Annotated in this window: 20 protein-coding genes; 17 read left to right on the plus strand and 3 right to left on the minus strand. The window is 72.6% G+C overall.

Annotated features, from left to right (window positions below; all coding sequences use genetic code 11):
• Nucleotides 1-129 precede the first annotated feature (129 nt).
• Both ML5_RS12145 and ML5_RS12150 read right to left on the minus strand, forming a co-directional pair.
• Nucleotides 130-930 carry a cytochrome c oxidase assembly protein gene (locus ML5_RS12145; RefSeq protein WP_013474893.1) on the minus strand — a complete coding sequence of 267 codons (801 nt, stop codon included), beginning with the start codon at nt 928-930 and terminating at the stop codon, nt 130-132.
• Nucleotides 927-1469 carry a DUF2243 domain-containing protein gene (locus ML5_RS12150; RefSeq protein ID WP_013474894.1) on the minus strand — a complete coding sequence of 181 codons (543 nt, stop codon included), beginning with the start codon at nt 1467-1469 and terminating at the stop codon, nt 927-929. Before ML5_RS12150 ends, ML5_RS12145 begins: the two co-directional genes overlap by 4 nt.
• Nucleotides 1470-1561: 92 nt before the next feature.
• On the opposite strand from ML5_RS12150, the gene aroB reads away from it, so the two are divergent.
• The 4 genes from aroB (at nt 1562) to nusB (ending at nt 4153) form a co-directional block, all read left to right on the plus strand.
• Nucleotides 1562-2638, plus strand: a complete 1077-nt coding sequence (gene aroB, locus ML5_RS12155) for a 3-dehydroquinate synthase (protein ID WP_013474895.1) — start codon at nt 1562-1564, stop codon at nt 2636-2638.
• A complete protein-coding gene (gene aroQ / locus ML5_RS12160; protein ID WP_013285502.1) occupies nt 2635-3075 on the plus strand; it encodes a type II 3-dehydroquinate dehydratase in 441 nt (146 codons plus the stop codon). The genes aroB and aroQ overlap by 4 nt, the downstream gene beginning before the upstream one ends.
• An 86-nt stretch (nt 3076-3161) precedes the next feature.
• Nucleotides 3162-3719, plus strand: a complete 558-nt coding sequence (efp, locus tag ML5_RS12165) for an elongation factor P (RefSeq protein ID WP_013285503.1) — start codon at nt 3162-3164, stop codon at nt 3717-3719.
• A gap of 23 nt (nt 3720-3742) precedes the next feature.
• The gene (nusB, locus tag ML5_RS12170; protein WP_174361785.1) at nt 3743-4153 is read left to right on the plus strand and encodes a transcription antitermination factor NusB; all 411 of its coding nucleotides are present in this window, start codon (nt 3743-3745) and stop codon (nt 4151-4153) included.
• Between the two features lie 62 nt (nt 4154-4215).
• Here the strand turns inward: nusB and ML5_RS12175 are convergent, their stop codons facing one another.
• Nucleotides 4216-4704 carry a transcriptional regulator gene (locus ML5_RS12175; RefSeq protein ID WP_013285505.1) on the minus strand — a complete coding sequence of 163 codons (489 nt, stop codon included), beginning with the start codon at nt 4702-4704 and terminating at the stop codon, nt 4216-4218.
• 286 nt (nt 4705-4990) lie between these two features.
• Here ML5_RS12175 and pyrR point away from each other — a divergent pair, with 286 nt between their 5' ends.
• The 13 genes from pyrR (at nt 4991) to metK (ending at nt 19696) form a co-directional block, all read left to right on the plus strand.
• Nucleotides 4991-5572 (plus strand): bifunctional pyr operon transcriptional regulator/uracil phosphoribosyltransferase PyrR, encoded by a 582-nt coding sequence (gene pyrR / locus ML5_RS12180; protein ID WP_013285506.1) that lies wholly within the window; start codon nt 4991-4993, stop codon nt 5570-5572.
• Between the two features lie 58 nt (nt 5573-5630).
• Nucleotides 5631-6557 (plus strand): aspartate carbamoyltransferase catalytic subunit, encoded by a 927-nt coding sequence (locus tag ML5_RS12185; RefSeq protein WP_013285507.1) that lies wholly within the window; start codon nt 5631-5633, stop codon nt 6555-6557.
• On the plus strand, nt 6554-7831 hold the full coding sequence (locus tag ML5_RS12190) for a dihydroorotase (RefSeq protein ID WP_013474896.1): 1278 nt from the start codon (nt 6554-6556) through the stop codon (nt 7829-7831). Before ML5_RS12185 ends, ML5_RS12190 begins: the two co-directional genes overlap by 4 nt.
• A 61-nt stretch (nt 7832-7892) precedes the next feature.
• Entirely contained in the window at nt 7893-9065 is a 1173-nt protein-coding gene (gene carA / locus ML5_RS12195) for a glutamine-hydrolyzing carbamoyl-phosphate synthase small subunit (protein WP_201766738.1), read from the plus strand.
• On the plus strand, nt 9058-12405 hold the full coding sequence (gene carB, locus ML5_RS12200) for a carbamoyl-phosphate synthase large subunit (RefSeq protein WP_013474898.1): 3348 nt from the start codon (nt 9058-9060) through the stop codon (nt 12403-12405). The genes carA and carB overlap by 8 nt, the downstream gene beginning before the upstream one ends.
• Before the next feature lie 130 nt (nt 12406-12535).
• A complete protein-coding gene (locus ML5_RS12205; RefSeq protein ID WP_013285512.1) occupies nt 12536-13543 on the plus strand; it encodes a quinone-dependent dihydroorotate dehydrogenase in 1008 nt (335 codons plus the stop codon).
• 102 nt (nt 13544-13645) lie between these two features.
• Entirely contained in the window at nt 13646-14920 is a 1275-nt protein-coding gene (locus ML5_RS12210; RefSeq protein ID WP_013474900.1) for an adenosylmethionine--8-amino-7-oxononanoate transaminase, read from the plus strand.
• Nucleotides 14921-15005: 85 nt separating this feature from the next.
• Nucleotides 15006-15845: an orotidine-5'-phosphate decarboxylase gene (gene pyrF, locus ML5_RS12215; protein WP_013474901.1), complete on the plus strand. Its 840-nt coding sequence runs from the start codon at nt 15006-15008 to the stop codon at nt 15843-15845.
• Between the two features lie 175 nt (nt 15846-16020).
• Nucleotides 16021-16338: an integration host factor, actinobacterial type gene (gene mihF, locus ML5_RS12220; RefSeq protein WP_013285515.1), complete on the plus strand. Its 318-nt coding sequence runs from the start codon at nt 16021-16023 to the stop codon at nt 16336-16338.
• A 25-nt stretch (nt 16339-16363) separates the two neighbouring features.
• Nucleotides 16364-16915, plus strand: coding sequence for a guanylate kinase (locus ML5_RS12225; protein WP_013474902.1), 552 nt, complete (start codon nt 16364-16366; stop codon nt 16913-16915).
• Nucleotides 16916-16918: 3 nt separating this feature from the next.
• Nucleotides 16919-17185, plus strand: a complete 267-nt coding sequence (rpoZ, locus tag ML5_RS12230) for a DNA-directed RNA polymerase subunit omega (protein ID WP_013285517.1) — start codon at nt 16919-16921, stop codon at nt 17183-17185.
• Nucleotides 17186-17199: 14 nt separating this feature from the next.
• Nucleotides 17200-18408 carry a bifunctional phosphopantothenoylcysteine decarboxylase/phosphopantothenate--cysteine ligase CoaBC gene (gene coaBC, locus ML5_RS12235; RefSeq protein ID WP_013285518.1) on the plus strand — a complete coding sequence of 403 codons (1209 nt, stop codon included), beginning with the start codon at nt 17200-17202 and terminating at the stop codon, nt 18406-18408.
• Nucleotides 18409-18490: 82 nt separating this feature from the next.
• Nucleotides 18491-19696 (plus strand): methionine adenosyltransferase, encoded by a 1206-nt coding sequence (metK, locus tag ML5_RS12240; RefSeq protein ID WP_030271053.1) that lies wholly within the window; start codon nt 18491-18493, stop codon nt 19694-19696.
• Nucleotides 19697-19732: the final 36 nt, after the last annotated feature.

Consider the following 19732-nt stretch of genomic DNA (forward strand, 5'->3'; position numbering starts at 1 on the left):
CGGCGGGGATGCCGCGGATGAGTGGAACGCCGTGGGTGTCTCCCGAGCGTTGTGGCACCCGCGGCGTTCCAGTCGGCGTGGAGGACGCCGCTGGGTGGAACGCCATGGGCGGGTGAGAAGGCGCGCCGGTCAGGCGTTGGCCGCAGCGGCCCTGGCCGTCCGGCGTCCGGCGCGGCGGCGCCGGGCCGGTTCGGGCCGCCAGGTGGCGAGCAGCGCGAGCGCCAGCGCGATCTCGGCCAGGTCGCCCAGGTAGTACATGAGCGTGGCCCCGGCCCGCAGCTCGGCGGCGGTGGCCGGCACGTCCACGAACAGCCCGGCGTAGAGCAACTGGGCGATGGTGGCGTGCGCGGCCACCCCGACGCCGATCACCACCAGCCGCACCGGTACGCGCGGGCGGTGCGGTCCCGGGTCCGGCCCGGCGATCGACCAGGCGAACAGGCAGCCGCTCAGCAGGAAGTGCAGGTTCACCAGCGTGTGCAGGGCCGGGCTGTCCAGGGTGGCCCGGTACAGCGGGGTGAGGTAGAGCAGCCAGAGCCCGCCCGCGGTGAGCAGCAGGCCGGTCACCGGGTGGCCGAGCACCCGCGCGACCGGATGCCGCAGCAGGTGGACCAGGGCCCGGCCGGTACGCCGGTCCAGCGTGCGCAGCAGCAGCGTGACCGGTGCGCCGAGCACCAGCGCCAGCGGCGCGAGCATGCCGATCAGCAGGTGCTGCCACATGTGCCCGACGAAGTCGCCGGCCGGCCACAGCAGCCCGGTCACCAGCAGCAGCGCGCCCAGACCGAAGCTCGCGGTGCGGGCGTGCGGCCAGCCCGGCCGGCCCGGGTCGCGCAGCCGCAGCGCGGCGGCCAGGTACGCCCAGAACAGCGCCACCGGGATCAGCGCGGTCACCGGGAAGCCACCGTCGACGTGCCCGGCGTGGGCCACTGTCACCGGCGCTCCGGCAGGCAGAGGTCCACCGCGCGGGCCCGGCGCTGGATCGCCCAGCCCACAGCGATCAGCACCACGCCGAGGGCGAGGAACCCGAGGTCCCACCAGAGCTGGTTCGGCCCGCCGCGGACGTGGTGGATGCCGAGCAGGTGGTGGTCGACGATGCCCTCGACCAGGTTGAACAGGCCCCAGCCGATCAGCGCCCAGCCCCACAGCATCGGCGAGCGCCACAGCCGGCCCCGCGAGTGGGTGACCCGGGAGTAGAGGAGGGCCAGACCGGTCAGCACCGCCACCCAGGTGACCACGTGGAACAGGCCGTCCCAGAGCGTGTTCATCTGCAACCCGGGCACGGTGTCCACCGGGTACTCACGCACGCCGATCCGGTCGCTGCCGGTGCTGCTGAGCATGTGGTGCCACTGGAGGACCTGGTGCAGGACGATGCCGTCGACGAAGCCGCCCAGCCCGACGCCGAGGATCGTGGCGGGCAGCCGGATGCTCGTCGCGGACTCCGGCCGGGTCGCGTGTGCCCTCGTCTCGCTCATTCCGGCCGCCCTACCCGCGGTGCGGCCGGGCAAACACCCAGGGAGTGGACAGTCGCCGCGCGGGGGCGGCGCGCTGGACTAGGCTGCCCGCGATGGACGAGGTGACCCGGATCCCGGTCGGCGGCGAGCGGCCGTACGACGTGCTCGTGGGACGTGACCTGCTGAACCCGCCGCCCCGGCTGCTGCCGGGCGCCGAGCGGGTGGCCTTCCTGCACGCGCCGCCGCTCAAGGCACTCGCCGACAGGCTCGCCGACGGTGTCCGCGAGGGCGGCGTGACGCCGCTGCTGATCGAGGTGCCGGACGCGGAGGCGGGCAAGCACGTCGACGTGGCGGCGGCCTGCTGGGACCGGCTCGGCGACGCCGGGTTCACCCGTACCGACGCGGTGGTCGGGGTGGGCGGCGGCGCGGTCACCGACCTGGCCGGGTTCGTCGCTGCCACCTGGCTGCGCGGCGTGCGCTGGGTGCCGGTCGCCACGTCGCTGCTCGGCATGGTCGACGCCGCAGTGGGCGGCAAGACCGGCATCAACACCGCCGCCGGCAAGAACCTGGTCGGCGCGTTCCACCCGCCGGCCGGCGTGCTGGCCGACCTGGCGACTCTGGACAGCCTGCCCCCGGCCGACCTGGCCGCCGGGATGGCCGAGGTGGTCAAGTGCGGTTTGATCGCCGACCCGGTCATCCTCGACCTGGTCGAGGACGACCCGGCCGCCGCGCTGGACCCGGCCGGGCCGGTGCTGCGGGAACTGGTCGAACGCGCGGTCCGCGTGAAGGCCGGCGTGGTCGCCGGGGACCTGCGCGAATCCGGGGTACGCGAGGTGCTCAACTACGGGCACACGCTGGCGCACGCGATCGAGAAGGTTGAGGGCTACCGCTGGCGGCACGGTCACGCGGTGGCGGTCGGCCTGGTGTACGCCGCCACGCTGGCCCGGCTCGCCGGCCGGCTCGACGCGGCCGACGCCGAGCGGCACCGCCGGGTGCTGGCCGCGCTCGACCTGCCCACCGGCTACCGGGCCGACGCCTGGCCGGAGCTGCTCGCCGCGATGCGGGTGGACAAGAAGGCCCGGGGCAGCCGGCTGCGGTTCGTGGTGCTCGACGGGCTCGCCCGCCCGGCGATCATGGAGGCGCTGCCGGACGACCTGCTCGCCGCCGCGTACGCGGAGATCAGCTCGTGAGGGTGTACGTGCTCAACGGGCCGAACCTGGGCCGGCTCGGCACCCGCCAGGTCGACGTGTACGGGGTGACCAGCTACGCCCAGCTCGTGGCCGACTGTGAACGGCACGGCCGGGAGCTGGGCCTGGACGTGGTGGTCCGGCAGACCGACGCCGAGCACGAGATGCTCGCCTGGCTGCACGAGGCGGCCGACGAGGCGGCGGCGGTGGTGCTGAACCCCGCGGCCTGGTCGCACTACTCGATCGCGGTCCGGGACGCCTGCGCCATGCTGCGCGGCCCCCTGGTCGAGGTGCACATCTCCAACATCCACGCCCGGGAGGAGTTCCGGCACCACTCGGTGGTCTCCGCGGTGGCCACCGGCGTGATCTGCGGCCTGGGCGTGGACGGCTACCGGCTGGCGCTGCACCACCTGGCCGCCCGGCTCGCCGCAGGAGCCTGAGCCGGACCGTTCCGTGGCGCGAGTCCGATTCGACAGAGCGAGTAGACTTGGCCGGTCTGTCCGCCAATTGATGATCAAGGCAGGAAATGGCCACCACCAACGACCTGAAGAACGGCCTGGTACTCAACCTGGACGGCGAGCTGTGGGCCGTCGTCGAGTTCCAGCACGTCAAGCCCGGTAAGGGTGGTGCCTTCGTGCGCACCACGCTGAAGAACGTGCTGTCCGGCAAGGTGGTCGACAAGACCTTCAACGCGGGCACCAAGGTCGAGACCGCGACCGTGGACAAGCGCACCATGCAGTACCTGTACGCCGACGGCGAGGACTACGTCTTCATGGATCTGGAGACGTTCGACCAGATCACCGTCCCCGGCGGCACCGTCGGCGAGGCCGCCAACTACCTCCTCCCCGAGGCCGAGGCGACCGTCGCCACCCACGAGAGCGTGCCGCTGTACATCGAGCTGCCGACCTCGGTCGTGCTCGAGGTCACCTACACCGAGCCGGGCCTGCAGGGCGACCGCTCGACCGGCGGCAACAAGCCGGCCACCGTCGAGACCGGCGCGACCGTGCAGGTGCCGCTGTTCATCACCACCGGTGAGAAGATCAAGGTCGACACCCGCGACGGCCGTTACCTCGGCCGAGCCTGATGGCCGAGGGCCCCAAGCAGCAGATGCCGGCGCGCCGCAAGGCGCGCAAGCGGGCGCTGGACGTGCTCTTCGAGGCCGACCTGCGGGACCGCCCGCCGGTCGAGGTGCTCGCCGGTTACCTGGAACGGATCGAGCAGCCGCGCCCCGACCACCTCGGCTACGCGGTCGGGCTGGTCGAGGGCGTGGCGGCGCACCTCGACCGGATCGACGAGACGATCGCCAGCTACGCCGAGGGGTGGACGCTGGAGCGCATGCCGGTGGTCGACCGCAACCTGGCCCGGATCGCCGTGTACGAGCTGCTCTACGTCGACGAGATCGACGACGCGGTGGCGATCAGCGAGGCCGTGGAGCTGGCCCGGCAGATGTCGACCGACGACTCGCCCCGCTTCCTCAACGGCATCCTCGGCCGGATCGCCGAGTACGCCACGCGCTGACGCGCCGCAACGACGAAGGGCCCGTGCCGACCGGCACGGGCCCTTTCGTCGTACGGGGGATGTCAGGACGCGAAGAACGCCCGCGGGTCGGCGACCAGCACGCCGTGCTCGGTCAGCCGCTCGATCAGGCCCGACGGCGAGGCGTCGTAGACGATCGCGAGGGCGCGCAGGTCGTCGGCGCGGATCGAGAGCACCCGGCCGTTGTAGTCGCCGCGCTGCTGCTGGATGGCGCGCGCGTAGCGGGCCACGTACGCGAGGTCCTCGGAGGCCTCGTCGTAGAGCCGCTCCAGGTCCAGGACGATCTTGCTGGTGGGCTCGTGACGCACCCCGCTGCCGTCGGGCAGCAGCTCCGAGACGGGAACGCGGTAGAAGTCGGCCAGCTCCGCCAGGCGGGACACGGTGACGGCGCGGTCGCCGCGCTCGTACGAGCCGACCACCACGGCCTTCCACCGCCCGTTCGACTTCTCCTCCACCCCCTGCAGGGACAGGCCCTGCTGCTGGCGGATGGAGCGCAGGCGGGCGCCCAGCGACTTGGCGTATTCAGAGGGCATTCGGACACTCCCAGTGCTGTTCGGGTTCCCCGAGCTATCGCTACGGAGCGTGACGGTACGGGGATTGCGACATGTGGTCAAGTGTTGCCGTCCACCGGGTCCGGCACCCACGTGTGGCTTGTCCCCATTTCTCCGGGCTGACCAGCAGGTCAGGACCGGCGGCGGGCAGCCCGGTGACCGCTGGTAACGTGGCGTGAAGCCCCGGTCCGGGCCCCGCGCGGGCCTGCCGGAGCAGACCAGACGTCCTTTAACGACCCGTCCCGTGAGGCGGGGAAGGAGGTCCGCCGTGGCCTACCCACCGGCTGCCCACTCGTCGCCGCCGCGACAACCCTCGGTGAAGGTGATCCTCGCCGCAGCGGACGTGTCGCGGGTGGTCGACCGCATCGCCCACCAGATCCTGGAGAAGACCCAGGGCGCCGCCGACACCGTGCTGCTCGGCATCCCCACCCGGGGCGTGCCGCTCGCCCACCGCCTCGCGGCCCGGATCAGCACCTTCGAGGACGTCACAGTCCCGGTCGGCGTGCTCGACATCACGCTCTACCGCGACGACCTGCGCCGGCACGCCACCCGCGCGGTCGGCCCGACCGACCTGCCGCCCGGCGGGATCGACGGCAAGCGGGTGATCCTCGTCGACGACGTGCTGTTCTCCGGCCGCACCGTGCGGGCCGCGCTGGACGCGCTCAGCGACGTCGGCCGGCCGGCGTCCGTGCAGCTCGCGGTCCTTGTCGACCGCGGCCACCGCCAGCTGCCGATCCGCGCCGACTACGTCGGCAAGAACATCCCCACCGCGCTGGCCGAGAACGTCAAGGTCACCCTCGCCGAGACCGACGGCAGTGACGAGGTACGGCTGTACGGAGGCTCACTGTGAGCGCGAGGAGCGCAGCGAAGCGGAGCCCCGCAGTCGCGAACGAAAGGCGGCGACACGCATGATCCGGCACCTGCTCTCCGGCGCCGATCTGGACGCCGGCACCGCCACCCTGGTCCTGGACACCGCCGCGGAGATGGCGACGGTGGCCGGCCGCGAGGTCAAGAAGCTGCCCGCGCTGCGCGGGCGCACCGTGGTCAACCTCTTCTACGAGGACTCCACCCGCACCCGGATCTCGTTCGAGGCGGCCGCCAAGCGGCTCAGCGCCGACGTGATCAACTTCTCCGCCAAGGGCTCCAGCGTGGCCAAGGGGGAGAGCCTGAAGGACACCGCGCTCACGCTCCAGGCGATGGGCGCGGACGCGGTCGTCGTCCGGCACCCCGCCTCCGGCGCGCCGCACCGGCTCGCCGAGTGGGTGGACGGATCGGTGGTCAACGCCGGTGACGGCACCCACGAGCACCCCACCCAGGCGCTGCTCGACGCGTACACGATGCGGTCCCGGCTGGGCCGCCTCGACGGCCTGCACGTGGCGATCGTCGGCGACGTGCTGCACTCCCGGGTGGCCCGCTCCAACGTGCTGCTGCTGTCCACCCTCGGCGCGAAGGTGACACTGGTCGGCCCGCCCACCCTCATCCCGGTCGACATCGCCGCCGCCCTGGCCACCGGCACCGACGTCTGTTACGACCTCGACGCCGTTCTCCCAGATGTGGACGTGGTGATGATGCTGCGGGTGCAGCGCGAGCGGATGGGTGACTCCTACTTCCCGTCGGCCCGCGAGTACGCCCGACGCTACGGGCTCGACGGGCCGCGCATGCGCCGGCTGCCCGAGCACGCGATCGTCATGCACCCCGGCCCGATGAACCGGGGCATGGAGATCACGCCCGAGGTGGCCGACTCGCCCCGCTCCACCATCGTCGAACAGGTCGCCAACGGGGTCTCCGTGCGGATGGCCGTGCTCTACCTGCTGCTCGGAGGGAACAACCGGTGACCGCGTACCTCATCACAGGCGTCAGCATCGTCGGCGGCGAGCCGACCGACCTGCTCATCCGCGACGGCGTGGTGGCCGGGACGGGCCGCGGGCTCGCCGCGGACGACGCCACAGTCATCGACGCGACCGGCCTGGTCGCGCTGCCCGGCCTGGTCGACCTGCACACCCACCTGCGCGAGCCCGGCCGGGAGGACGCCGAGACGGTCGAGTCCGGTTCCCGGGCGGCGGCACTCGGCGGCTACACGGCGGTGTGCGCGATGGCGAACACCTCCCCGGTGGCCGACACCGCGGGCGTGGTGGAGCAGGTCTGGCGGCTCGGCCGGGAGGCCGGCCTGGTCGACGTGCAGCCGATCGGCGCGGTCACCGTCGGGCTGGCCGGCGAGCGCCTGGCCGAGCTGGGCGCGATGGCCGACTCGGCCGCCGGGGTGCGGATCTTCTCCGACGACGGGCACTGCGTGTCCGACCCGAGGCTGATGCGCCGGGCGCTGGAGTACGTCAAGGCGTTCGACGGCGTGATCGCCCAGCACGCCGAGGAGCCCCGGCTGACCGAGGGCGCGCAGATGCACGAGGGCGAGGTGTCCACCCGCCTCGGCCTGACCGGCTGGCCGGCCGTCGCCGAGGAGGCGATCATCGCCCGGGACGTGCTGCTGGCCGAGCACGTCGGCAGCCGGCTGCACGTCTGCCACGTCTCCACCGCCGGCAGCGTCGAGGTGCTGCGTCAGGCCAAGGCGCGCGGGGTACGGGTCACCGCCGAGGTGACGCCGCATCACCTGCTGCTGACCGACGAGAAAGCGGAGAGCTACGACCCGGTCTTCAAGGTCAACCCGCCGCTGCGCACCGCCACCGATATCGCCGCGCTGCGGGAGGCGCTGGCTGAGGGCGTGATCGACATCATCGCCACCGACCACGCGCCGCACGCCGTGGAGGACAAGGAGTGCGAGTGGGCGTACGCCCGGCCGGGCATGCTCGGCCTGGAGACGGCGCTGTCAATCGCGCTCGACGTGTTCGGCCCCCGCTGGGACCTGATCGCCGAGCGGATGTCCCGCACGCCGGCCCGGATCGCCGGGCTGGCCGGGCACGGCCTCGACCCGGCGCCCGGCGTACCGGCCAACCTGACCCTGGTCGACCCGGCCGCCCGGCGCGTCGTCGAACCGGCGGAGCTGGCCAGTCGCAGTCGCAACACCCCGTACGCCCGCATGACGCTGCCGGGTCGCATCGTGGCGACCTTCCTGCGCGGCGAGCCGACGGTCCTGGACGGAAAGGCTGTCAAGTGAGCGCGAGGAACGCAGCGGAGCGGAGTCCCGCAGTCGCGAACGAAAGGCGGGCCCGGTAATGGTGAAGCGTAGATCGGCGATCCTCGTCCTGGAGGACGGGCGCACGTTCCACGGCGAGGCGTACGGCAGCGTCGGGGAGACCTTCGGCGAGGCTGTCTTCAACACCGGCATGACCGGCTACCAGGAGACGCTCACCGACCCCTCGTACCACCGGCAGGTGGTGGTGCAGACCGCGCCGCACATCGGCAACACCGGCGTCAACAGCGAGGACGACGAGTCCGACCGGATCTGGGTGGCCGGGTACGTGGTGCGCGACCCGGCCCGGATCAGCTCCAACTGGCGGGCCGGCGGCGGCCTGGAGGACCGGCTCGCCGCCGAGGGCGTCGTCGGCATCAGCGGCGTGGACACCCGGGCGCTGACCCGGCACCTGCGCGAGCGCGGCGCGATGCGGGTCGGCATCTCCAGCGTCGAGGACGACCCGGCCGCCCTGCTGGAGCGGGTCCGCCGCTCGCCGCAGATGGTCGGCGCGAACCTGTCCGACGAGGTGACCACCGCCAAGCCGTACGTCGTCGAGGCGCAGGGCGAGCACCGGTTCACGGTGGCGGCTGTGGACCTGGGCATCAAGCGCAACGTGCCGCGCCGGCTCGCCGCCCGCGGCGTCACCACCCACGTCCTGCCCGCCGGGTCGACTATCGAGGACCTGCTCGCCACCGGCGCGGACGCGGTCTTCTTCTCGCCCGGCCCGGGCGACCCGGCGACCGCCGACGGCCCGGTGGCGCTGGCCCGGGAGGTGCTGACCCGGCGGATCCCGCTGTTCGGCATCTGCTTCGGCAGCCAGATCCTCGGCCGGGCGCTCGGCTTCGGCACCTACAAGCTGGGGTACGGCCACCGCGGCATCAACCAGCCGGTGCTCGACCGGGCCACCGGCAAGGTCGAGGTGACCAGCCACAACCACGGCTTCGCGGTGCAGGTGCCGGGCGCCGAGGACGGCGCCGTGGTGCCGGATCAGGTGATCCAGACCGAGTTCGGCGGTGTCCAGGTGTCACACGTCTGCCTCAATGACAACGTGGTCGAGGGGCTGCGGGCCGTGGACGTGCCCGCCTTCACCGTCCAGTACCACCCGGAGGCGGCGGCCGGCCCGCACGACGCGGACTATCTCTTCGACCGTTTCGCCGAGTTGATCGAAGGCCGTGGCTTCGACCGGAACCACAGTGAAGGCGGAAAGAATGCCTAAGCGGACCGACCTCAAGCACATCCTGGTGATCGGCTCCGGGCCGATCGTGATCGGACAGGCCTGCGAGTTCGACTACTCCGGCACCCAGGCCTGCCGCGTGCTGCGCAGCGAGGGGATCCGGGTCAGCCTGGTCAACTCCAACCCGGCGACGATCATGACGGACCCGGAGTTCGCCGACGCCACGTACGTCGAGCCGATCACCCCGGAGTTCGTCGAGCTGGTCATCGCCAAGGAGCGCCCCGACGCGCTGCTGCCGACGCTCGGCGGGCAGACCGCGCTGAACACCGCTGTCGCGCTGCACGAGGCGGGCGTGCTGGAGAAGTACGGCGTCGAGCTGATCGGCGCGAACATCGAGGCGATCAACCGGGGCGAGGACCGGCAGCTGTTCAAGGAGATCGTCGCGAAGGCCGGCGTACGGCTGGGCCTGGACGATCCGTCCGCGCTGGTGCCGCGCTCGCGGGTCTGCCACTCGATGGACGAGGTCCGCGAGACGGTCGCCGACCTGGGCCTGCCGGTGGTCATCCGGCCGTCGTTCACCATGGGCGGCCTCGGTTCCGGCATGGCGCACACCGGCGAGGATCTGGAGCGCATCGCCGGTTCCGGCCTGGCGGCCAGCCCGGTGCACGAGGTGCTCATCGAGGAGAGCGTGCTCGGCTGGAAGGAGTACGAGCTCGAACTGATGCGCGACCGCCACGACAACGTGGTGGTGGTCTGCTCGATCGAGAACGTCGACCCGATGGGTGTGCACACCGGCGACAGTGTCACCGTCGCGCCGTCGATGACGCTCACCGACCGGGAGTACCAGCGGCTGCGTGACCTCGGCATCGCGGTGCTGCGCGAGGTCGGTGTGGACACCGGCGGCTGCAACATCCAGTTCGCGGTGAACCCGGCCGACGGCCGGATCGTCGTGATCGAGATGAACCCGCGGGTGTCGCGTTCCTCGGCGCTGGCGTCGAAGGCCACCGGCTTCCCGATCGCGAAGATCGCCGCGAAGCTCGCCATCGGCTACACGCTCGACGAGATCCCCAACGACATCACGCTGAAGACGCCCGCCGCGTTCGAGCCGACGCTCGACTACGTGGTGGTGAAGATCCCCCGGTTCGCGTTCGAGAAGTTCCCCGGCGCCGACCCGGAGCTGACCACCACGATGAAGTCGGTGGGCGAGGCGATGAGCCTGGGCCGCAACTTCACCGAGGCGCTGAACAAGGCGATGCGCTCGATGGAGACCAAATCATCCGGTTTCTGGACCGTCCCCGACCCTCAGGACGCGACCCGGGAGAACACCCTCGCGGCGCTGCGGACGCCGCACGACGGCCGGCTCTACACGGTCGAGCGGGCGCTGCGTCTCGGCGCGTCGATCGCCGAGGTGTCCGAGGCGTCCGGCGGCATGGACCCGTGGTTCCTGGACCAGATCGCCTCGCTGGTCGAGCTGCGCGCCGAGATCGTGGACGCGCCGGTGCTCGACGCCGCCCTGCTGCGCCGGGCCAAGCGGGCCGGCCTGTCCGACCGGCAGCTCGCCGCGCTGCGTCCCGAGCTGGCCGCCGAGGACGGCGTCCGGACGCTGCGGCACCGGCTCGGCGTCCGGCCGGTCTACAAGACGGTGGACACCTGCGCGGCCGAGTTCGAGGCGACCACGCCGTATCACTACTCGACATACGACTCGGAGACCGAGGTGGCGCCCTCGGCGCGGCCGAAGGTGCTCATCCTGGGCTCCGGGCCGAACCGGATCGGGCAGGGCATCGAGTTCGACTACTCGTGCGTGCACGCGGTCCAGGCGTTGCGGGACGTGGACTACGAGACCGTCATGGTCAACTGCAACCCGGAGACCGTCTCCACCGACTACGACACCGCCGACCGGCTCTACTTCGAGCCGCTGACGTTCGAGGACGTGCTGGAGGTCTGGCACGCCGAGGACTCCTCCGGCAAGGAGGCGGGCGGCCCCGGCGTCATCGGGGTGATCGTGCAGCTCGGCGGGCAGACCCCGCTGGGCCTGGCGCAGCGGCTCAAGAACGCCGGCGTGCCGATCGTCGGCACCTCCCCGGAGTCGATCCACCTGGCTGAGGAGCGCGGCGCGTTCGGCGCGGTGCTGGCCCGGGCCGGGCTGCGCGCGCCCGCGCACGGCATGGCCACCTCGTACGACGAGGCGAAGGCGATCGCCGACGAGATCGGGTACCCGGTGCTGGTCCGCCCCTCGTACGTGCTCGGCGGGCGCGGCATGGAGATCGTGTACGACGACGCCACGCTGCGCGACTACATCGGCCGGGCCACCGCCATCTCGCCGGACCGGCCGGTGCTGGTGGACCGGTTCCTGGACGACGCCATCGAGATCGACGTGGACGCGCTCGTGGACGCCGACGGCGACGTCTACCTGGGCGGCGTGATGGAGCACATCGAGGAGGCCGGCATCCACTCCGGCGACTCGTCCTGCGCGCTGCCGCCGATCACCCTGGCCGGCTCGCACCTGGCCCAGGTGCGGCACTACACCGAGCAGATCGCCCGCGGCGTCGGGGTGCGCGGCCTGCTCAACGTCCAGTACGCGCTGCAGGGCGACATGCTCTACGTGCTGGAGGCCAATCCGCGCGCCTCCCGGACCGTACCGTTCGTCTCGAAGGCCACGGCGGTGCCGCTGGCGAAGGCGGCGGCCCGGATCGCGCTCGGCGCCACCGTCGCGCAGCTGCGCGCCGAGGGGATGCTGCCGCCCACCGGCGACGGCGGCACCATGCCGGCCGACGCGCCGATCGCGGTCAAGGAGGCGGTGCTGCCGTTCAAGCGGTTCCGCACCCCGTCCGGCAAGGGCATCGACGTGCTGCTCGGCCCGGAGATGAAGTCCACCGGCGAGGTGATGGGCATCGACACCGGCTTCGGCCAGGCGTTCGCCAAGTCGCAGGCCGCCGCGTACGGGTCGCTGCCGACCGCCGGGAAGATCTTCGTCTCGGTCGCCAACCGGGACAAGCGCGGCATGATCTTCCCGATCAAGCGCCTGGCCGACCTGGGCTTCGAGATCGTGGCCACCACCGGCACGGCCGAGGTGCTGCGCCGGCACGGCATCGCCTGCGAGCAGATCCGCAAGCACTACGAGTCGGGTGAGGGCGCGGACGCGGTCTCGCTGATCCTCGGCGGGGACGTGGCGCTGGTGGTGAACACGCCACAGGGTTCCGGGGCGAGCGCCCGTTCCGACGGGTACGAGATCCGCAGCGCGGCGGTGAGCGTGGACATCCCGTGCGTCACCACCGTTCCCGGCGCCGCAGCCGCCGTCATGGGCATCGAGGCCCGCATCCGGGGCGACCTGAAGGTCCGCCCGCTGCAGGATCTCCACGCCGCCCTCCGGGCGGGCGAGTGACCCCGCGCCTCGACGCGCCGATCATGAGGTTGGCGGCGGATTTGGAGATCCACATCGCCGTCAACCTCATGATCGACCGGGAAACCGGGCGGGCCGGGCGGGCCGGGGGAGCCGGGCGGGGGGCCGGGGCGTGATCTTCGAGAAGGTGGTGCGGCCCCGGCTGTTCTCGCTCGCGGGCGGGGACGCGGAGGGGGCGCACGAGTGGACGCTGGCGCGGCTGGCCGCGGTGTCCCGGCAGCCGGCGGTCCTCGCCGCGCTGCGGGCGGCGTACTTCCGGTCGGCGCCGCGCACCGTGTTCGGGGTGCGCTTCCCCAACCCGGTCGGGCTGGCGGCCGGGATGGACAAGAACGGACTCGCGCTGCCGGCCTGGCCGGCGCTGGGCTTCGGCTTCGTCGAGGTCGGCACCGTGACCGCGCACGCCCAGCCGGGCAACCCCCGGCCCCGGCTGTTCCGGCTGCGCGACAGCGAAGCCGTGATCAACCGGATGGGCTTCAACAACGCCGGTGCCGAGGCGCTGGCGGACCGGCTGGCCGCGTTGCCGCGCCCGCTCGGCGTGCCGCTGGGCATCTCGCTCGGCAAGTCCAAGGTGACCCCGCTGGACGAGGCGGTCGAGGACTACCTCGCCTCGTACCGGGCGCTCAAGGATCACGGCGACTACTTCGCGGTGAACGTGTCCTCACCGAACACCCCCGGGCTGCGGTCGCTTCAGGACCGGTCCCATCTGGACGCGTTGCTCGCCGCGCTGGTGGGGGAGAAGCCGGTGCTGGTGAAGATCGCCCCGGACCTGACCGAGCCGGCCGTGGCCGAGCTGCTGGAGGTGTGCCTCGACCGGGGCGCGGCCGGGGTCATCGCCACCAACACCACACTCGCCCGAGACGGGCTCGCCCCGGCCGACCGGGAGCGCGCCGCCGAGGCCGGCGGGCTGTCCGGCCGGCCGCTGACCGCCCGGGCCCGGGAGATGGTCGCCTTCGTGCACCGGGAGACCGGCGGCCGGCTGCCGGTGATCGGCGTGGGCGGCATCCTGCACCCCGACGACGCCACACGCATGTTCGACGCCGGCGCCTCCCTGCTCCAGCTCTACACCGGCTTCATCTACCGGGGCCCCGCCCTCACCCGAGCCATCACAACCCGAACCTGACCCGCGCGATCTTGCAGTTCCGGCCCCGGCGCACCGCCCCATTCCGGGCGCTGCCGGGGCGGCAACTGCAAGATCGCGGGGGAGAGGGTCGAAGGAGGAGACGTGACGCCCGAGGAGATCCTGGAAGCCGACCGGCGGCACGTGTGGCACCCGTACGCCCCGATGCCCGGCGCCGGCGCGCCCTACGTGGTCGACAGCGCCGCGGGGGTGCGGCTGCGGCTCGCGGACGGGCGGGAGCTGGTCGACGGGATGTCGTCGTGGTGGGCGGCGATCCACGGCTACCGGCACCCGGTGCTCGACGCCGCGGTGACCGACCAGCTCGGGCGGATGAGCCACGTCATGTTCGGCGGGCTCACCCACGAGCCCGCCGTACGGCTGGCGCGCACGCTCGTCGAGCTGACCCCGGACGGCCTGGAACACGTCTTCCTGGCCGACTCCGGCTCGGTGAGCGTCGAGGTGGCGGTGAAGATGTGCCTGCAGTACCAGCGGGCGCTGGGACGCCCGCAGCGACGCCGGCTGGGCACCTGGCGGGGCGGCTACCACGGCGACACGTTCCACCCGATGAGCGTCTGCGACCCGGAGGGTGGCATGCACCATCTCTGGGGCGACGTGCTGCCCCGGCAGGTGTTCGCGCCGGTGCCGCCGCCCGGCTTCGACGCGGCGCCGGACCCGGCGTACGAGGCGGCGCTGGTGGAGGCGGTGGAGCGGCACGCCGACGAGCTGGCCGCGGTGATCGTCGAGCCGGTCGTCCAGGGCGCCGGGGGGATGCGGTTCCACCACCCGCACTATCTGCGCGTGCTGCGCGAGGTGACCCGGCGGCACGGCATCCTGCTGGTGTTCGACGAGATCGCCACCGGCTTCGGCCGGACCGGCCGGATGTTCGCCGCCGAGCACGCCGGCGTCACCCCGGACGTGCTCTGCGTCGGCAAGGCGCTCACCGGCGGGTACCTGACGCTCGCCGCGGCGCTGTGCACGCCCGAGGTGGCGCGGGCCATCTCCGCCGACGGGGTGCTGGCGCACGGGCCGACGTTCATGGGCAACCCGCTCGCCTGCGCCGTCGCCAACGCCTCCCTGGACCTCCTGCGGGCCGGGGACTGGGCGGGACGGGTGACGGGCATCGCCGAGGGCCTGCGGGCCGGCCTGGCGCCGTTGCGGGACGCGCCCGGTGTGGCCGACGTACGCGTGCTCGGCGCGATCGGGGTGGTGCAGCTCGACCACGAGGTGGACCTGCCCCGGGCGACCGCCGCCGCGGTGGCCGAGGGGGTGTGGCTGCGCCCGTTCCGGGATCTCGTCTACACGATGCCGCCGTACGTCTGCGACGCCGCGGACGTGGCGCGGATCGCGGCCGGAGTGGCCGCGGCGGTCAAGGCCGGCTGAGCCCGGCCGGTTCGACAGGGCGCGACGGGAGGCCCGTCGCCGGACACGCCAGGCGGCCCGGAGCCGCCGGGAGAGGGAGAGACGCATGGAGACGTTCGGCGCCCGTCTGCACCGGGCCGTGGCGGAACGAGGGCCGCTCTGCGTGGGGATCGACCCGCACCCCGGGTTGCTGACCGCGTGGGGCCTGTCCGACGACGTGGCGGGCCTGGAGCGGTTCTGCGCCACCGTGGTGGAGGCGATCGGTGACCGGGTCGCCGTGGTCAAGCCGCAGTCGGCGTTCTTCGAGCGCTTCGGCGCCCGGGGCGTCGGCGTGCTTGAGTCAACTATCCGACAGTTGCGAGATTTGGGAGCGCTCACTCTGCTCGACGTCAAGCGAGGTGACATCGGCTCTACCGTCGCCGCGTACGCCTCGGCGTACCTCGATCCATCCAGCCCTCTGTATGTCGACGCGGTCACCGCGAGCCCCTACCTGGGAGTAGGTTCGCTCGCCCCGATGTTCTCCACCGCCGCCGAGCACGGTGGCGGGGTCTTCGTCCTGGCACTCACCTCCAACCCGGAGGGTGCCTCCGTGCAGCGCGCCGTGGGCGCCGACGGGCGCACCGTCGCGCAGACCGTGATCGACGAGATTTCCCAGCTCAACCGCGGTGCGGAGCCACTCGGCAGCTTCGGTCTGGTGGTCGGCGCGACAGTCGGTGAGACGGGTCACGATCTGGACTCGGTCAACGGTCCGCTGCTCGCGCCGGGGCTGGGCGCGCAGGGCGGAACACCCGCCGGGTTGCGTACCGTGTTCGGCGCCGCGCTGCCGTGGGTGCTGCCGTCGTACTCCCGGGAGGTGCTCGGCGCGGGCCCCGACCCGGCCGGCCTGCGGGCCGCCATCGAGCGGGTGCTGGCCGACTGCCGTGCCGCCCTGGGCACGGCGGACTGACTGACGGCTCGGTCACTTTGGGTTGATCATCGCGCGTCCACGTTGCCGAAATCTCCGTTGACCGCTAGTTTTCCCCGCGCTGGGAACCACGGACCCCTTTGGTTGCCAGCGACACCACGTTTCACAGATGCGGTGGGGCGCTCAGCCCGCCGTACTAGGGACCTGAGGAGAACTGGTGCCGCTCCCGTCACTGACCCCCGAGCAGCGCGCTGCCGCGCTGGAGAAGGCCGCGGAGATCCGCAAGGCCCGCGCTGAGCTGAAGGAGCAGCTCAAGCAGGGCAAGACCACCCTCGCCACCGTCCTCGAGCGGGCCGAGTCCGACGACGTCGTGGGCAAGCTGAAGGTTTCGGCCGTGCTCCAGGCGATGCCGGGCATCGGCAAGATCCGGGCCACCCAGATCATGGAGAAGCTCAAGATCGCGGACAGCCGTCGCCTGCGCGGCCTCGGCGAGCAGCAGCGCAAGGCTCTGCTCGGAGAGTTCGCCGCCAACTGAACGGCCCGCCGTGTAGAAACAAGCGGTGAGCACGGATGACGAGGCGCGCTCGGCGGCTCGGCTCACTGTCCTGTCCGGTCCCTCCGGGGCCGGCCGGAGCAGTGTCGTCGAGGCGGTCCGGGCGCGCCTTGCGTCTGTCTGCGTGCCGGTGGTCGCCACCACCCGCCCACCCCGTCCGGACGAGCGTGACGGCGTCGACCGCGTCTTCCTCGACGCGCCCGGCTTCGACCGGCTGATCGCCGCCGGGGAGCTGCTGGAGTGGTGCCGGATCGGGCCGTACCGCCGGGGGGTGCCCCGGGCCGAGGTGCGGGCGCGGCTCGCGGAGGGACGGCCGGTGCTGCTGCCGCTGGACCTGGCCGGCGCGCTGGCGGTACGGGTGGCGGCGCCCGGCGCCCGGCTGGTGCTGCTCGCGCCCCCGGCGTACCGGGCCGACCCGGACGTCGCGGCCATCTTCGCCCATGCCGTGGCACACGACCACACCGAGCGCGCCGCGGCGGAGCTGGTAGGATTGCTCGGTTCGTCCTTCCTGGCTCCGGCCCGACCGCCCGCGGGCGGCGCACGAGACGCAGAGGTTTAATTCGTGGGATCCATCGCCACCAACCCCGAGGGCATCACCAACCCGCCGATCGACGAGCTGCTCGAGAAGACCACCTCGAAGTACGCGCTGGTCATCTTCGCCGCCAAGCGCGCCCGTCAGGTCAACGCCTACTACAGCCAGCTCGGTGAGGGCCTCCTGGAGTACGTCGGCCCGCTGGTGGAGACCACCCCGCAGGAGAAGCCGCTCTCCATCGCCATGCGCGAGATCAACGCGGGCCTGCTCACCGCCGAGCCGACCGACCAGCCGTAACCCCGCCCGCGCCGATGCCCGCCGAGATCGTCCTCGGGGTCGGCGGCGGCATCGCCGCCTACAAGGCGTGTGAGCTGCTCCGGCTCTTCACCGAGTCGGGTCACCGGGTCCGGGTGGTGCCGACCGCCTCGGCGCTCCGCTTCGTCGGGGCGCCGACCTGGGCGGCCCTGTCCGGCCGGCCGGTCGCCGACGACGTCTGGTCCGACGTGCACGAGGTGCCGCACGTGCGGCTCGGGCAGCACGCCGACCTGGTCGTGGTCGCCCCGGCCACCGCCGACCTGCTCGCCAAGGCCGCCCACGGCCTCGCCGACGACCTGCTCACCAACACGCTGCTGACCGCCCGCTGCCCGGTGCTGCTGGCCCCGGCCATGCACACCGAGATGTGGGAGCACCCGGCGACCGTCGCGAACGTGGCCACGCTGCGCTCGCGGGGCGTCCGCGTGATCGAACCGGCCGTGGGCCGGCTCACCGGGCGGGACACCGGCAAGGGCCGCCTGCCCGACCCGGCGGAGATCTTCGCGGTGGCCCGCCGGGCCCTGGCCCGCGGCGTCGAGGCCGAGGCCGATCTGGCCGGCCGGCACGTGGTGGTCACCGCCGGGGGCACCCGCGAGCCGCTGGACCCGGTCCGGTTCCTGGGCAACCGGTCGTCCGGCAAGCAGGGGTACGCGTTCGCCCGCGCCGCCGTGGCCCGGGGCGCCCGGGTCACGCTCGTCGCGGCCAACGTGGCGCTGCCCGACCCGGCCGGGGCGGACCTGGTCCGGGTGGGCACCACCGAGGAGCTGCGCGACGCCACGCTGGCGGCGGCCGCCGACGCGGACGCCGTGGTGATGGCCGCCGCGCCCGCCGACTTCCGGCCGGCCAGCTACGCCACCGGGAAGATCAAGAAGTCCGACGACGGTGTCGCGCCGACCATCGAGCTGGTCACCAACCCGGACATCGCCGTCGAGCTGGGGCGGCGTCGCCGGCCCGGGCAGGTGCTGGTGATCTTCGCCGCGGAGACCGACGACGCGGAGGCCAACGGCCGGGCCAAGCTGGCCCGCAAGGGGGCCGACATGATCGTGGTCAACGAGGTCGGCGTGGACAAGGTCTTCGGCGCCGACACCAACGCGGCCACCGTGATCGGCGCCGACGGCGCCGTGCACCGGCTGCCCGAGCAGCCCAAGGAGGCCCTGGCCGACGCCGTCTGGGACCTCGTCTGTCCGCGGCTGCCGTCGCGTTCCTGACGGTTGGTCGACCCGCGTTCATCGCGTCGCGGCGGAACGATGATGACTAAACTGCCGCCGAGCGACCTTTAAAAGTCTTCACATGCTTAGGAGTGCCGTGACACGTCTCTTCACGTCCGAATCGGTCACGGAGGGCCACCCGGACAAGATCGCCGACCAGATCAGTGACGGCATTCTCGACGCGCTGCTCGCCCAGGACCCGCACAGCCGGGTCGCGGTGGAGACGTTGATCACCACCGGTCAGGTGCACGTGGCCGGCGAGGTGACCACCAAGGCGTACGCCGACATCCCCACCATCGTCCGCGAGACCATCCTCGGCATCGGCTACGACTCGTCGAAGAAGGGCTTCGACGGCGCTTCCTGCGGCGTCAGCGTGTCCATCGGCGCCCAGTCGCCGGACATCGCCCAGGGCGTCGACAACGCCTTCGAGCTGCGTACCGGTGGGTCGGAGAGCGCGCTGGACGCGCAGGGCGCCGGCGACCAGGGCATGATGTTCGGCTTCGCCTGCTCCGAGACGCCCGAGCTGATGCCGCTGCCGATCGCGCTGGCGCACCGGCTGGCCCGGCGGCTCGCCGCGGTCCGCAAGGACGGCACGATCCCGTACCTGCGGCCGGACGGCAAGACGCAGGTCACCATCGAGTACGACGGGCTGCGCCCGGTCCGGCTCGACACCGTCGTCGTGTCCAGCCAGCACGCGGCGGACATCTCGCTGGAGTCGCTGCTCACCCCGGACATCCGGGACCACGTCATCGCCCCGGAGCTGGAGGGCCTCGGCCTGGAGACCGAGGGCTACCGGCTGCTGGTCAACCCGACCGGGCGGTTCGAGATCGGCGGCCCGATGGGTGACGCCGGCCTGACCGGCCGGAAGATCATCGTGGACACGTACGGCGGGTACGCCCGGCACGGCGGCGGCGCGTTCTCCGGCAAGGACCCGTCGAAGGTCGACCGGTCGGCCGCGTACGCGATGCGCTGGGTGGCCAAGAACGTTGTGGCCGCCGGGCTGGCCGAGCGGTGCGAGGCGCAGGTCGCGTACGCGATCGGCAAGGCGCACCCGGTGAGCCTGTTCATCGAGACGTTCGGCACCGAGACCGTGCCGGTCGCCTCGATCGAGAAGGCCGTGGCCGAGGTGTTCGACCTGCGTCCGGCCGCCATCATCCGGGACCTGCACCTGCTGCGCCCGATCTACCAGCAGACCGCCGCGTACGGCCACTTCGGCCGGGAGCTGCCGGAGCTGACCTGGGAGGGCACCGACCGGGCCGCCGACCTCAAGTCGGCCGCGGGAGCCTGACCGCCACCACGCGCCGCGACCGGCGACCCGCGCAGG

Source organism: Micromonospora sp. L5, from assembly GCF_000177655.2.
Lineage (GTDB): Bacteria > Actinomycetota > Actinomycetes > Mycobacteriales > Micromonosporaceae > Micromonospora > Micromonospora aurantiaca.